Annotated in this window: 12 protein-coding genes; 4 read left to right on the top strand and 8 right to left on the bottom strand. The window is 60.8% G+C overall.

The window, feature by feature from the left end; all coding sequences use genetic code 11:
• Positions 1-106: 106 nt before the first annotated feature.
• The gene (locus KDL09_RS07170; RefSeq protein ID WP_294383165.1) at positions 107-1,480 is read right to left on the bottom strand and encodes an FAD-linked oxidase C-terminal domain-containing protein; all 1,374 of its coding nucleotides are present in this window, start codon (positions 1,478-1,480) and stop codon (positions 107-109) included.
• 54 nt (positions 1,481-1,534) lie between these two features.
• Here KDL09_RS07170 and KDL09_RS07165 point away from each other — a divergent pair, with 54 nt between their 5' ends.
• Positions 1,535-2,524: an MBL fold metallo-hydrolase RNA specificity domain-containing protein gene (locus KDL09_RS07165; RefSeq protein ID WP_294383163.1), complete on the top strand. Its 990-nt coding sequence runs from the start codon at positions 1,535-1,537 to the stop codon at positions 2,522-2,524.
• On the opposite strand, the gene KDL09_RS07160 is transcribed toward KDL09_RS07165, so the two are convergent.
• Positions 2,513-3,964, bottom strand: a complete 1,452-nt coding sequence (locus KDL09_RS07160) for a shikimate kinase (protein ID WP_294383162.1) — start codon at positions 3,962-3,964, stop codon at positions 2,513-2,515. The two genes, KDL09_RS07165 and KDL09_RS07160, sit on opposite strands and share 12 nt — an antisense overlap.
• Positions 3,961-5,301 (bottom strand): N-acetylmuramoyl-L-alanine amidase, encoded by a 1,341-nt coding sequence (locus KDL09_RS07155; RefSeq protein WP_294383160.1) that lies wholly within the window; start codon positions 5,299-5,301, stop codon positions 3,961-3,963. The genes KDL09_RS07160 and KDL09_RS07155 overlap by 4 nt, the downstream gene beginning before the upstream one ends.
• 126 nt (positions 5,302-5,427) lie before the next feature.
• Here KDL09_RS07155 and KDL09_RS07150 point away from each other — a divergent pair, with 126 nt between their 5' ends.
• A complete protein-coding gene (locus KDL09_RS07150; protein ID WP_294383157.1) occupies positions 5,428-6,249 on the top strand; it encodes a TIGR00282 family metallophosphoesterase in 822 nt (273 codons plus the stop codon).
• A 31-nt stretch (positions 6,250-6,280) separates the two neighbouring features.
• Here the strand turns inward: KDL09_RS07150 and KDL09_RS07145 are convergent, their stop codons facing one another.
• Positions 6,281-6,691, bottom strand: a complete 411-nt coding sequence (locus KDL09_RS07145; protein WP_294383155.1) for a hypothetical protein — start codon at positions 6,689-6,691, stop codon at positions 6,281-6,283.
• A 100-nt stretch (positions 6,692-6,791) separates the two neighbouring features.
• Between KDL09_RS07145 and KDL09_RS07140 the strand changes: the two genes are divergently transcribed.
• On the top strand, positions 6,792-8,081 hold the full coding sequence (locus tag KDL09_RS07140; RefSeq protein WP_294383153.1) for an MFS transporter: 1,290 nt from the start codon (positions 6,792-6,794) through the stop codon (positions 8,079-8,081).
• 20 nt (positions 8,082-8,101) lie between these two features.
• Here the strand turns inward: KDL09_RS07140 and KDL09_RS07135 are convergent, their stop codons facing one another.
• From KDL09_RS07135 to KDL09_RS07120, 4 genes are all read right to left on the bottom strand, one after another.
• The gene (locus KDL09_RS07135; RefSeq protein WP_294383150.1) at positions 8,102-9,940 is read right to left on the bottom strand and encodes a tetratricopeptide repeat protein; all 1,839 of its coding nucleotides are present in this window, start codon (positions 9,938-9,940) and stop codon (positions 8,102-8,104) included.
• A gap of 17 nt (positions 9,941-9,957) precedes the next feature.
• Complete coding sequence (locus KDL09_RS07130; protein WP_133796641.1) at positions 9,958-10,062, bottom strand: AURKAIP1/COX24 domain-containing protein; 105 nt, start codon at positions 10,060-10,062, stop codon at positions 9,958-9,960.
• Between the two features lie 30 nt (positions 10,063-10,092).
• Positions 10,093-10,977, bottom strand: a complete 885-nt coding sequence (gene hisG, locus KDL09_RS07125; protein ID WP_294383144.1) for an ATP phosphoribosyltransferase — start codon at positions 10,975-10,977, stop codon at positions 10,093-10,095.
• Between the two features lie 166 nt (positions 10,978-11,143).
• Positions 11,144-12,577 carry a sulfatase-like hydrolase/transferase gene (locus KDL09_RS07120; protein WP_294383143.1) on the bottom strand — a complete coding sequence of 478 codons (1,434 nt, stop codon included), beginning with the start codon at positions 12,575-12,577 and terminating at the stop codon, positions 11,144-11,146.
• Positions 12,578-12,760: 183 nt separating this feature from the next.
• Here KDL09_RS07120 and metK point away from each other — a divergent pair, with 183 nt between their 5' ends.
• Positions 12,761-13,981, top strand: a complete 1,221-nt coding sequence (gene metK, locus KDL09_RS07115) for a methionine adenosyltransferase (RefSeq protein WP_294383141.1) — start codon at positions 12,761-12,763, stop codon at positions 13,979-13,981.
• Positions 13,982-13,999: the final 18 nt, after the last annotated feature.

The raw sequence follows: 13,999 nt of genomic DNA, 5'->3' as shown, positions 1-13,999 counted from the left end.
TCCGCGGCGCACAAAGGCAGCGCGAGCAGGAGGGTTGGAATGAGCAGTTTGGTCATGGTTGTAGGCAGGGAACAGGGTGAAATGAAGTGATCTTGCAGCGGCGGGCTCAGCCGAGAAACTTTCCGGGGTTCAGAATGCCGTTCGGATCGAGCGCGGCTTTCAGGCGCAGGTGTGTTTCGTGCGCCGCGGGCGGGATCGCATCGCGCCACCAGCGTTTTTTGGCGACGCCGATACCGTGCTCACCTGTAATCGCGCCATTCCAGTCGATGATCTGATGGAACAAACGATCGAGCGCGGCTTCGGCGCGTTCGCGGATCGCCGGATCGTCCATCGTCGGCACCATGATGTTTACGTGGATGTTGCCATCGCCCGCATGCCCGAAACTGGCGACCGGGAAACCAAACTCGCCTTGGAGTTTCTCCGCGAAATCGACGAGTTCGACGAGTTTTCCACGCGGCACGACGATGTCCTCGTTCAACTTGATCAAACCGGTGTTGCGCAGGCTGTAACTGAACTCACGACGCAGTTTCCAGAACGCTTCGCAGGCCTCGTCGCCCATCGCTTCGTTCAAACAGATGCAACCGAGGTCACGCACGAGTTTCACGAGCTGCTGAAGCTCGCCTTTGACCGATGCCGGCTGGCCATCGATCTCGACAAGCAGATGCGCATCGCCCTGGGGTGTGACGGATTCGCCGAGATACTCGCGGGCGGCACGCAGCGTGAACTTGTCGGCGATTTCGAGCGCCGACGGCAGGAAGCCGCTGCCAAGGATCCGCTGCACGGCATTCGCGACTTCCGCGAACGAATTGAATCCTGCCGACAGCATCGCTCGCATCGGCGGATGCGGAATCAAACGCAGCGTGGCCTCGGTGACGACGCCGAGCATGCCCTCGCTGCCGACCATGAGGCCGACGAGATCGAAGCCGGTCTTGTTTTTGTGGCAGCGCCCGCCTGCCTTCACGATCGAACCGTCCGCAAGCACCGCCTCCAAACCGAGCACGTAATGCCGGGTGACTCCGTATTTGAGGCAGCGCGGTCCGCCTGCGTTCGTGGCGATGTTGCCGCCGAGACTGCATTCCTTGAGCGAAGCCGGATCCGGCGGATAAAACCAGCCAAGTTTGCGCACCTCGGCCTGCAAATCACCTGTGATCACGCCGGGTTCGACGACCGCGACGCCGTCCTCGATGGCGATCTCCTTGATCTTGTTCATGCGCGCGACGGAGAGTGCGATCCCGCCCTGCAAGGGCACCGCACCGCCGACGTAACCGACACGCGCGCCCTGCGGTGTGACCGGAATCTTGTTCTCATTGGCGAAGCGCAGTGTTTTGGACACGTCCTCGGCGCTCTGTGCATGCACGACGACTTCAGGCGGGTTCGACGCGAACCATTTGTCCGTGCTGTGCGTGGCGAGGTCGGCCTGTGTCGTGGAAACGCGGTCAGGGCCGAGGAGTTTGGCGAGTTGATCGGCGAGAGAAGCCATTCATGAAGACTGGCGCAGCGCGGCGTCCGTGCAACGCGTAGAATGCGAAACGCCATGCCTTCCCTGATCGACGTCACCCACCCGCGCGGGATTTACCTCCCGGAGGCGGATCTGTGGCTCGATCCGCATCATGGGAAGGCACGGGCATTCGTGTCGCATGCGCACAGCGATCATGTGGCGCGGCATGGGCTGACGATTTGTTCGGAGATCACGCATCAGCTCATGGTGGTGCGAAAATCGGTGAAGAAGTCCGGAACCGTGGTGACGCCGAAGCTGCGCGAGGTGTTCGAATGGGAAGGCTGGGAGTTGCGGCTGCTTCCCGCCGGCCACATCACGGGCTCGGCGATGCTGCACCTCACGCGCAAGGCGGACGGAGCCACGCTGCTTTACACCGGCGACTACAAGCTGCGGCAGGGGTTGAGCGCGGAGCGCTGCGAACTGATGCAGGCGGACACGCTGATCATGGAGACCACGTTCGGTCTGCCGAAGTATCGCTTTCCACCCGCGGAGAATGTGATCGGTCAGATGCTGGCGTTTGTGCGCGAAACCCTTGAGGCAGGCGGCATTCCGGTGCTGCTGGGTTATTCTCTGGGCAAAGCACAGGAGATTCTGTGTGCGCTGCGCGATGCGGAACTGCCAGTGATGGTGCATCCGAGCGTGGCGCAGATCACCGAGGTGCTGACGCCTCATCTGGGGGCGTTGCCCAACTGGCGACCGTTCAACGCAAGCGAAGCCACGGGGCATGTGCTGGTGTTTCCACCGGGCGCCAAACTCGAGCTTCCCAACATGCGCACCTTGATGCTCTCGGGATGGGCGTTGCAATCGAGCGCGAAGTATCGCTACGGCGTCGATGTGGCGTTGCCATTGAGTGATCATGCAGATCACCCGGAGCTTCATGAAACAGTCGAACAGGTCAAACCTCGGCGGATTTACCTCGTGCATGGCTCGACGCGGGAGTTTGCATCGGAACTTCGCTCCAGAGGATACGATGCACGTGCGCTGGGCTCTGAGGATCAGCTGGAGCTGAATCTGTCAGCCCACTGATTCGAGCTTCTGCCGCCGTGCGAAGAACACGCGGGCGCTTTCCATGACGCCATATGCGGTCTCCTGCGGCGTGAGTTCGGCAGTTTTGATGCGCAGATCGGCGAGGGATTTGTAGAGCGGTTTGCGCTCGGCGAGCAGGCGCTCAAGCTTGGCCTTGGGATCCTCCTCGCCGTTGAGAAGAGGACGATTGTTGTTCATCGCGGTGCGTCGCGCGAGGCGCTCGGGATCCGCGTCCAGCCAGACGATGTAGCCGAGATGACGCAGGATGGAGAGGTTGCGCGGCTGGGTGATGATGCCGCCACCGGTGGCGATGACGCAACCACGTTTGCCCAAAAGGGAGCGCAGCGCCGCCGACTCACGTTTGCGGAATCCGGCTTCGCCTTCGGTGGCGAAGATTTCGGGAATCGTTTTGCCCGCGGTTTCGACGATGAGATGATCGGTGTCCACGATTTGAAATCCGATCATCTGCGCGACGATGCGACCGACGGTGGTTTTGCCCGAACCCATGAGGCCGATGAGCAGGATGTTCGGCTGGCGCGGCACGGACGCTTCTCCTCCTGCATGAACGAGATCGAGGATGGAGGAAACGAGGTCAGGATCGTCGCGCAGGGCGTCGAAGTAGCTCGCGTAGCGTGGTGTCCAACCGGTGGCATGAAGCTTGGTGTTGGAGACGCGCTTGTGACTCCAGCCACGTTTGCGATTTGGGTCCGGCTCGCGTTCGCCGGGAAGTTTGAGGCCGAAGACGATGCAAAGACGTTCCAAGCACTGACGCTGCGTGATCTGGGCATCGTCCACGATGTTGTAGATGCCCGCGAGGCGCTGCGTCATAAGATGAACGAGAGCCGCCGCGGCATCGTCGGCGTGGATTTGATTGAGGATGCGCCCCTGGCCATGATTGCCTTCGATGGCGGCCTTGCCTTCGAGCAGATTCTTTAGCACGAATGAGCGTCCGGGACCGTAGATGCCGGCGAGTCGCGCGACGGCGCCGTTTGCAGCGAGCGCGATGTTTTCGGCTTCGCGCAGCAGCCGTCCAGTGTCCCGATCAGGATCGGAGAAGCTGGTTTCATCGACGATTTCGCCGTCGGTCTGCGGATAAACGCTCGTGCTGCTGGTGTAGAGGGGAAACGCGCGGGGGAACGCTTCCACCAGATGACGCATGCCATCGACATAGACGGACTGATACATCTCCGCGCCGCCGCGGCCGGAGCTGGCGCAGTGAATGAAGCCATCGACGCCTGCTGCATCGAGTCCTGCGGCGAGCGCGAGAACCGCGTCACGATTTGAAATATCACAGGACTCCACGCGCCATGGTTTGCAGACTCCGAGACGTGCAGCGGATTCCGGCGAGTGCGTGAGGCCGATCACTTCATGCCCGGCGGCATGAAGCTGGTCCGCGGTCCGTTCTCCGACGAACCCACAACCGGCGATGAGCACCTTCATAGAGGACGGTGTTTCTGATAGTAGGCGACGAGGCCGTTGACGACTCCCTGCACGTAATCTTCGATGGCGCTGGTCTGCAGACGTCCGGCGCAGAGCGTGCGGCCCAAGTAGTGACCAAGCAGCAGACGGCGGTAGGTTTCCTCGTTGTTCATGACGTAGGGCTCTAGGTACACGACCGGGCAGTCATAGAGGCGGTTGGCGAGCAGGTTGCGCGCATAGACATAGGAGTTCGAGCCGACATGGCGGGCGTTCGGCGTGGTGTAAACGTAGGCGGGCAGGCCGGTGGAGAGCCGCATGCCGTTGGCGACGGCCTCCGCGATCGGGAGTTCCTCCTGATGAATGCGCGAAAAGAGGCGACGGAGCATTTCGAAGCGTACGTCCTGCTGCTCCAGCTCCACGGGGGCGTAGCAGCCGTTCACGAGAACGTGCAGGTGATTCATCGGAGAGAACTGCGGTGAAGTGGCACTGCCCCAGGATTCGGCGTTGAAGTGCAGGCAGAGCACGATGTCCGGTTTGATGGTGTTGTTCACCTTTTCAGCGCGCGCATGGATCTCGCTGACTCGGTAGAAGAGTTTTTCGCTCTGCCATTGAACCGTGAGAATTTTTTCATCGCCGGTGATGCCACTGTAAGTCTCCTGCGGCTGCGGAAAACCGGCCTCGACCAGGATTTGCCGCGCTTGCACGACGAGGTTAGACGGACGCTGCGGGGTGACAGGCTCGGGACGGTCACGCACGAGGGAGACGTAGGCGCCGAGCGCCTTGAGGCGTTCGGCGAGGACCTGTGCGGTGATGAGTGTAAGATCGCCCTCCTGAATGGCCTCACCGGGAGCAAAGCTGAGATAGCGTTCCTCCATCTGGGCATAGCCTCCGCCAATGTGACCGGGATCGATGGCGACGTGGAGATCACTGAGCACGGGGCGGCCTTTGAGAGGCGGCATCTCGGCGGCGGGCCGCCAGGTGCGTGTGCCAGGCAGCGGTGGTTCTGCGCGGGCGGCAAAGGCGATGCGTGCTTCCGGTTTGACCGGGTCGCCGGTTTTTACCACGACGCCGTCGGGTTCCAGTTTCCACGGCGGCGGCAGGGGAGACCCGTCGGAATAAAAATCCCGCATGGCCTCTTCAAATTCCTTGCGTGTCAAAGTCTGATGAAATGCCTGCAGCTTGAGCCAGTCGGGCTTCGTGCCGAGCGGGCTCAGGCGGTCCAGCCGCGCGGCAGGTGCTGGCGGCGGGGCCGGCGTCGCCGGAGTAGGAACTAGCGTGGAAGCCGCCGGATCGGGTGCGGGCGTCGGAGAAGGTGTGGCAGCAGGCGCAGGCGCTTCGGGCGCAATCGTCTGCGTCATGCCCGGCGTCGTCATCGAGCATGCCAGCATGATCGGCAGCGCGCAGCCGCGGAGCATTCGTTTCATCATCATAAAGTGCATCCTAGACTTGATCCCCGGCTTCATCATCTACTAAGTAGCGTCACGATGAACGACAACACGGCTGACCGCGAGGACGGACTTTTCCGCCTGCTTTTTTTGGGTGATGTGGTGGGTGAGCCGGGGCGCAAGGCGGTCGCTGTCCTGCTGCCGCTGTTGAAGGAAGAACTGAAGATCGACTTCATCGTTGTGAATGGTGAAAATTCCGCCGGCGGTCGCGGCATCACGCCCAAGATCGCCATCAGTCTCATGCGTGCCGGCGCTGCGGTGGTGACCAGCGGGGATCACATCTGGGATCAGAAGGAAATCGTACCGTTTCTTGGTGAAGAGCCGCGCATGCTGCGGCCATTGAACTATCCCGCAGGCACCCCGGGCTGCGGCTTTGTCGTGCTCGAATCGAAGAAGTGCAAAGTGGCCGTGGTGAATCTGCAGGGCCGCACCTTCATGAACCAGCAGCTCGACAACCCCTTTCCGGCCATTGCCGCCTGCGTGGAAAAGCTGCGTGAGGAAACGCCGGTGATCTTTGTCGATTTCCACGCCGAGGCCACGAGTGAAAAAGTGGCCATGGGCTGGCATCTCGACGGAAAAGTCAGCGGTGTTGTTGGCACCCATACGCATGTGCCGACGGCTGATGAGCGCGTGCTTCCCAAGGGCACCGCGTTTCAGAGTGATGCGGGCATGTGCGGTCCGATGGACAGTGTCATCGGCAGCCAGATCGAACCGGTGCTGGAACGATTCCACACCATGATGCCGGCGCGCTTTGGCGTCGGACGTGGAGCCGTGCGTGTGAACGGCGCGCTCATCACGATTGATCCTGCCACCGGCAAGGCGCTCAGCATCGAACGCATCGCGCGGACGTGGCATGAGTGATGGGTTGGGAGTTCCGGGCCTCCTGCTTTCGTCAGCTCATGAGTCCCTCGCTGCGTCGTTGATTAACGATGAAATCGACACCGCAGGCCAGTTTCTTCGCCATCGGCGATTTCACATCCACCGCCCGCCAGAAAGGCGTGATCTTGGCGAGTGCTTTACCACTCTGATGCTGTTCCCAGGCCAGCTCGGAGGCAATGCGTAGAAAGATGCCGGCCGTGAGCGGACACGTGAAATCTGCATGATGCGCTTCGGCGAGATCTGCGCGCAACTGCGGCATTGTGCGTGATTCGCCCTTGGGAATCGTCTTCACATACTCAGCGACGACGGCGGGTGTCGGAATCAGCATCTTTTCGCCTTCACCATGTCCGGCATACGGTTTGCCGAGTCGGCTGACACTCGGCTTCGGCGGATGGGCGAACTTTTCACTCCAGGATTTGGGCATAATGGATTGATTGGGGTTCAACGAGTGCGTTCTCCGTTGGCTTGCACGGTTTGAAAGGTTGACGCCGACGCGCGTCACGTGACAGCATGCGGTTTCGCCCATGGAATCCGATCTCCGACCCTCCCGCGCCCGACAGGTGGTGCTGTTTTTTGCCGTCACGCTGGCGGTGATCACTTACATCGACCGCGTGTGCATTTCGCAGGCGGCGCCGATGATGCAGGAGGAGCTGGGGCTGACTAAAACGCAGATGGGCTATGCGTTTGCCGCGTTTGGCTGGGCCTATGCGTTGTTTGAAATCCCCGGCGGCTGGCTGGGGGATCGTATCGGGCCGCGGCGGGTGCTGATGCGGGTGGTGTCGATGTGGTCGATCTTCACCGTGGCCACCGGCTGGGCCTGGAATTTGATATCCCTGGTCGTGTCGCGCTTTCTGTTTGGCGTGGGCGAGGCGGGCTGCTTTCCGAATCTGACCAAGGCTTTCACACTGTGGTTTCCGATGGCGGAACGCGTCAAAGCGCAGGGCATCCTGTGGCTCAGCGCCCGTTGGGGCGGGGCGTTCACGCCGTTGCTGGTCGGTTGGATGCTCGCGAGCGGAACGGAAGGGAAGGTCGGTCTTGGACTTCATTACAAGTGGGTGTTCTTGATCTTCGGTCTGCTCGGGGTGGTGTGGGCACTGTCGTTCTTCCGCTGGTTCCGTGATCATCCGAAGGATCACCCTGCCGTGAACGCTGCGGAGCTCGCGCATATCGGTGAAACGGAGCCGCCGGGAGATCATGCCATGCCATGGGGACGGCTGGTGGCCTCACGCACGGTCTGGATGCTGTGGGCGCAGTATTTCTGCATGTCCTACGCGTGGTATTTCTACATCACGTGGTTCCCGACGTACTTGAAGGAACAGTTCACCTCGCTCACGGAAATGGAGCGTGCACTGCTGGCCTGTGTGCCGCTGTTCTTCGGTGGGATCGGTTGTGTGACGGCGGGGATGATCTCCGCACGGCTAGATCGTCTGTTTGGCAGCATCGCCCGCACACGGCGCTGGCTGGGTGTGCTCGGCATGACCGTTGCCGGAGTCATGCTGCTGATCTCGATGCAGACGAATGCGCCGCTGGCGTCCGTGCTGGCCATCGGTCTTGCCGCCTTGTCCAATGATCTGGCCATGCCAGGCGCGTGGGGTGCCTGCATGGATGTGGGCGGACGTCATGCGGGGGCGCTGGCGGGCAGCATGAACATGATGGGCAATGCCGGTGGTGCGATCGCACCGATGGTGGTGCCGCTGGTGCTGGCCGCGACGAACAATAACTGGAGTGTGAACATTGCGCTGTTTGCCGTGGCCTACTTCCTCGGGGCCGGATGCTGGTTCTTCATCAATTCCGAAGAACGGCTGCATGAGTAGTTCGGGCCATCATGTCCGAACTACTTTTTCTCCGTGTCGGTCTTGCCGTTTTTGAATTTCTTCAACTCGTCCTCGATGCGTTTGCGGGCTCTCGGTTCGGGTGTGTTTAGGGAGCTGGCACGTTCGAGATATTCGAGCGCTTTCGTTTTGTTTCCGAGAGCCTGGTGCGTTAGACCGATGTGTTCGAGAATCTCGGCATCTTCAGGTTCGATGGGATGCAGAAGGGATTCGGCGCGCTGCAGTTCCTTGAGAGCCGCGGGGTAGTTGCCCTTCTTGTAATGGAACCAGCCGAGGCTGTCGATGTACGCGGGCTGGTCGGGCAGCAGCTCGTTGGCCTTGGCAATCAGTTCACCCGCCTTGTCGAGATTGGTGCCCGCATCTAGCCACATGTAGCCGAGGAAGTTCATCGTGTTCGCGGCGGCTTTCGATTCTTCACGCGGTGTGAGCGTGATGGATTTCTCCAGCATCCGCGAGGCATCTTCATAGCGGGCGAGGCGTTCGAGCGTGACGCCGTATTGGTAGTAGAAGAAGTGATCGAGCAGCTCGGTCTGTGTCGAACCGGCGTATTGTTCGGCCTCGGCGAAGTGTTTCACGGAGGGTTCCCATTGCTCGAGAGACCGATGAGCGATGGCGAGCTGATAGTGCACCAGCGGATGATCGGGGAAAAGGCGAACGCTGCGCTGTCCCACGCGCACCATGTCGTCAAACTTCTGCGTTTGGTAAAGCTCCCAGCCGAGCTTCACATAGTCGCCGATTTCACCGCCGCCGTTTTGAATCGCCGCTTCGAGGTGGGGGATGGCCTTCCCGGGTTCTTTGAGCCTGTCGTATTCGCTGGCGAGCAGACGCTGCTGCTCGGCGTCGTTGGGCGCCTGCTTGACGATTTGTTCCAGCGTGGCGAGCGCCTTGTCCTTTTGCTCCGTGGCGCCGTAGAGGCGGTAGAGCAGTTTGCGGGCGTTCAGACTATTGTACTCCGTCGCAAGCTTCTCGCAGAGCTGCCGGGCACGGTCGGGATTGTTGGTCAGCAGGTATTGCTGTGCGACCTCGAGCGTCACTTCCTCGGCGTTGCCTTTGGAGACGTTCTTGAGCGCGTTTTCGAAGAACGGCTCGACACGCTGGCGGTACTCCATGCCGAATTCGGCCTGCCCGAGCGGCCAGACGCGCTCAGCAGTGTGTCCCGTGGCCAGCCAGTACTGCGGATCGCGGCTGTTCTGGTTTGCGGCCTGGTTCATGACCTCGATGGCCTTGTCACGCTCGTTGTGGGTGAGGTGCAGCATGACCGCCACCTCATAGACCTCCGCGTGCAGGGGGAATTTTGACAGTGCCTCATTCACGGCCTTGGCCGGCACCTCGTTTTTCTCAAACAGATCTTCGGGCGGATAGGTGCTGGCGAACTGCGCGAGGTTCAGCAGTGGCGCGGGTGAGCTCGGATTGGCGCGCACCGCGTCTTCGAGAATCCTCACGGCCGCCGCGCGTCCCTGGAACTGCATGGCAAGGCCTGCGGTGTGGGAGGCGAGTTCCGCGTTGGTGGGATCCGCCTTGAAGACGGTTAGGTAATGCTCCAGCGCCTGGCGCAGCTTACCCGAAGACTCAAACTGCAGGGCGGTGCTGAAATGAGCCAGCACATCCGCGCGGGTTTCGCCGCTATTGGAAAGCTGCAAATCGGTTACCTTGGCACCGTTGATGCCCAACGACAGGTCAGCCGCCGTTGCTCCGGCATGGGCAGAGTGGGCGAGACCGAGGAACCCGGTGGAGAGGATGAGCTGACAGGGCCGCAGAACCCTGCCAACGGAACGATTCCAGTGCATGACAAAACGTCCTGCGTCTCGATACCATCGAATCGCACTGCGGAGAGAAGCCATGCCGTCAAGGCTAGCGGTTACGACTTGTAGCGCAAACGCTTCTTGTGACGGTTCGCGCGCATGCGCTTCTTGCGCTTGTGCTTGTTGATCTTCGTTTTTCTCCGCTTTTTGAGCGATCCCATGTTCGTGTTCTCCTGTGTGTTGGCGTTGATCTAGTGGACGACTTTGTTCAGCGGGTATTCCACAATACCCTCGGCCCCCAGTGACTTCAGCCGCGGGATGATTACCCGCACGGTGGCTTCGTCAATGACGGTTTCCACGGCCACCCATTCCTGGCTGGCGAGCGTCGAAACCGTGGGTGAGCGCTGCGATGGCAGACAGTCCACCACCTCCTGCAGATGCTTGGTGGGCACGTTCATCTTGAGGCCGACCTTGTGGCGGGCCTCGAGCGCGCCTTTGAGCAGCAGCACGAGCGTCTCCATCTTCTGCCGTTTCCATTCATCACGGGCGGCAGGTTTGCTGGAGACAAATTGGGGGTAGCTTTCCATCAGCGTGTCCACGATGCGCAGCTTGTTCGCGCGCAGGGAGGAGCCGGTCTCGGTGATGTCCACAATGGCGTCCACCATCTCCGGCACCTTCACTTCCGTGGCGCCCCAGCTGAATTCGACTTCGGCCTTCACGCCGTGTTTTTCGAGGTAGCGCTGGGTGAGACCCACCGCTTCCGTGGCAATGCGCTTGCCCTCGAGATCCTTCACCGTTTTCACCGGGGAGTCGTTCGGCACCACCAGCACCCAGCGCGTGGGCCAGGAGGTGGCCTTGCTGTAACGCAGGTCGGTGATGACCTCGACGTCGGCGCCGTTTTCCACGATCCAGTCGCGGCCGGTGATGCCGCAGTCGAGGAACCCATGATCGACGTAGCGTCCGATTTCCTGGGCCCGCAACAGGCGGAGTTCGAGCTCCTCATCATCCACTGATGGACGGTAGGAACGGGAGGAAACGACGATATTGAACCCCGCACGCTTGAACAATTCAAGCGTCGGCTCCTGCAGGCTGCCTTTGGGCAGTCCAAGGCGGAGGATGTTTTTCGATTCGGTCATGGTCGGGGGAAAGGGGCGCGCATCCTAGCGGCATTCTTCCGGCTGGCTAGAGGAAATTCACCCCGAAGCCCGTGTTGCGCCCGGAAGAGTCATTTTGCTGCGTTCGAGCGACTCTTTTTTGTCCTGTCACCTTCCACGATCTCGCCGGACTGCCCCTGGCAGCCGGTTACGGCTTTCCTTTTGCTTCCTTGCCCTTTGGTTTGAGAGTCTGGGTGCCAAGGGCGGGGCCGTTGTCCTGCGGCATGGACTGGTGCCAGGCGAGCACGGCTTTTGTCATGCGTGCGACGATCTCGGGATTCTTATCGGCGACGTTGGTGACTTCCGATCTGTCGTAGGTCAGATCATAGAGCTTGGGCTTGGTGCCGTCGTATTCGCAGAGGAACTTCCACGTGTCTTCCCGCATGGCGAGGTCTGGCATGCGCTCGGGCAGCGTGGGCGACACGGTTTTGCGGTCCGGCGGACGACGCCAGAAGATGGGCGCCTGGCGAGAGACTTCATCTTTGCCTAGAAGGGCAGGGGCGATGTTTTCGCCATCGAACGCGACGTCCTTCGCTTCGATGTTCAGGATCGACAGCAGCGAAGGCGCGAGATCGAAGGCGGCGAAGACCGACTTCTCGTTCTGTGTGCCCGCTTTGCCCTTGTCGATCAAACCGGGGCCCCACACGACGAGCGGAGAACGCGTGCCGCCTTCATACAGCGTGGTCTTCGAACCGCGGAAGGGACCGGCACTGCCTGCGCCAGGTTCGGGGCCGTTGTCGGAGCAGATGAGAACGAGTGTGTTGTCGCGCAGTTCTGGAGTGTTGCGGATGTGGTCGAAAAGCTTGCCAAACTGACGGTCCATTTCTTCCAAAACCGCAAGGTAGAGCCCGCGTTTGCCCTCGGCCCATTTGTCCACCGGCGGCCACCACGGTCCGTGGACGTCATCGGGCCAGAGATTGACGAAGAACGACTTCTTCGCGGCGACGGCTTTGTCGATGAACGGAATCGCGGCGTCGATGAAACCGCCGGTGATCTTCGAGCGCAGCATCCACGTTGCGGGTTCGCCGAGCCGCACGGCGTCCGCCCAGATTTTTTTGGGTTCGGTGTCGCCGGGTTTCAGGGTGAGCGGCAGAAGCTTGGCGCCCATGCCTTCGAAGTTGGTGAGCGACTCGTCGAAGCCATAGGCGGTGATCGGCGGCGCGTCATCGACGTCGCGCTGGCCTCCGAGGTGCCATTTGCCGAAGTGCCCGGTGGCATAGCCATGGTCATGCAGGATGCGCGCAAACGTGGGCGCCTTCAGGTCGAGCCACTGCGCGACGCCGCGGCGCTCGTTGTCGGCGCGGTTGTTCAGATACGACGTGATCTTCCAGCGCTGCGGATACTGCCCGGTCGTCAGCGCACACCGCGAGGGCGAGCAGATGGGCGAGTTCACGTAGAACTGCGTGAAGCGAATGCCTTCTGCGGCCATGCGATCGACGTTCGGCGTCTTTGCTTCCTGACTGCCGAAGCAGGAGAAATCACCCCAGCCCATGTCATCGATGAGCACCATGAGGACGTTTGGCTTGTCTGCCGCAAGGCTGGTGCAGGCGAAAATCGAGAGGAGAAGCAGTTGGAGGCGCATGACACGGGTTCAAACGCCGACTGGAGGGGGCCTTATCGGGCACAATCCTCCTGAGTCTATCCAGAGTGCACCTGTAGAGGTGAGAAATCCGGATTGACGCCCCCGATTTGGGGAATACTCTCCCCGCCCTCCGGACGCATCATCAAATCATGATTCGTCCATATAACCCAAACGACCACCACCATGTCCCGCAGCTACATCTTCTCGTCCGAATCCGTCGGCGAAGGCCATCCTGACAAAGTTTCCGATACGATTTCCGACGCCATCCTCGACGCCTGCCTCAAGATCGACTCCAAGAGCCGCGTCGCCTGCGAGACCTTCGTGAAGAGCAACATCGTTGTCGTCGGTGGTGAAATCACCATCCCGAAGCTCCAGAACAAGAAGCTCGGCACCACCAAGCCCATCGACGAAGTCATCAACGTCGGCCAGGTCATTCGTGACGCGGTCCGCGGCATCGGTTACACCAACGTGGACGACGTCTTCCACGCCGACCAGATCTTCATCAACAACTACCTTACCATCCAGAGCCCCGACATCGCACAGGGTGTGGACACCGCTGCCGCTGAAGGCAAAAAGACCGCTGAACAAGGCGCTGGTGACCAAGGCATCATGTTTGGTTATGCCTGCGACGAAACGCCGGAGCTCATGCCAGCTCCGATCATGTTCGCGCATCGCCTCGGCCGTGAGCTGACTCGCATCCGCAAGGCCGGCAAGCTCGCCAAATGGCTGCGTCCCGACGCAAAGAGCCAGGTGTCCGTCGAATACGTCGATGGCAAGCCCACCCGCATCGTGAACGTCGTCATCTCCACGCAGCACGCTGCGGACGTGAGCCACGCCGAGATCGAGAAGTTCTGCATCGAGCAGGTCATCAAGAAGGTCCTGCCGAAGAACATGCTCACCAAGGACACCGAGTATCTCATCAACCCAACCGGCAAGTTCGTCATCGGCGGTCCGCAGGGCGACAGCGGCCTGACCGGACGCAAGATCATCGTCGACACCTACGGCGGCATGGGCCGTCACGGTGGTGGTGCCTTCTCCGGCAAAGATCCGTCCAAAGTGGACCGCAGCGCCGCCTACATGGGCCGCTGGGTCGCCAAGAACGTCGTCGCCGCCGGTCTCGCTTCGAAGTGCGAAGTCCAGTTCGCCTACGCCATCGGTCATCCGCTTCCGGTGAGCGTTCACATCGACACCTTCGGCACCGGCACCATCAGCGATGACAAGATCCTCGACGCCGTCCTCAAGGTCTTCTCTTTCAAGCCGGCCGACATCGTCAAGCAGCTCAACCTGCTCCGCCCGATCTACTCGAAGACCACCAACTACGGCCACTTCGGCAAGATCAACGACCCGGAAATCACCTGGGAGCTGACCAACAAGGCCGAGGCCCTCAAGAAGGCCGCGAAGTAATCTCTTGCCCGCTTAAAA

Source organism: Prosthecobacter sp. (genome assembly GCF_020439865.1).
GTDB lineage: Bacteria > Verrucomicrobiota > Verrucomicrobiia > Verrucomicrobiales > Verrucomicrobiaceae > Prosthecobacter.
The sequence above is the reverse complement of the archived record's forward strand: the minus strand, read 5'-3'. Positions and strand labels throughout refer to the sequence as shown.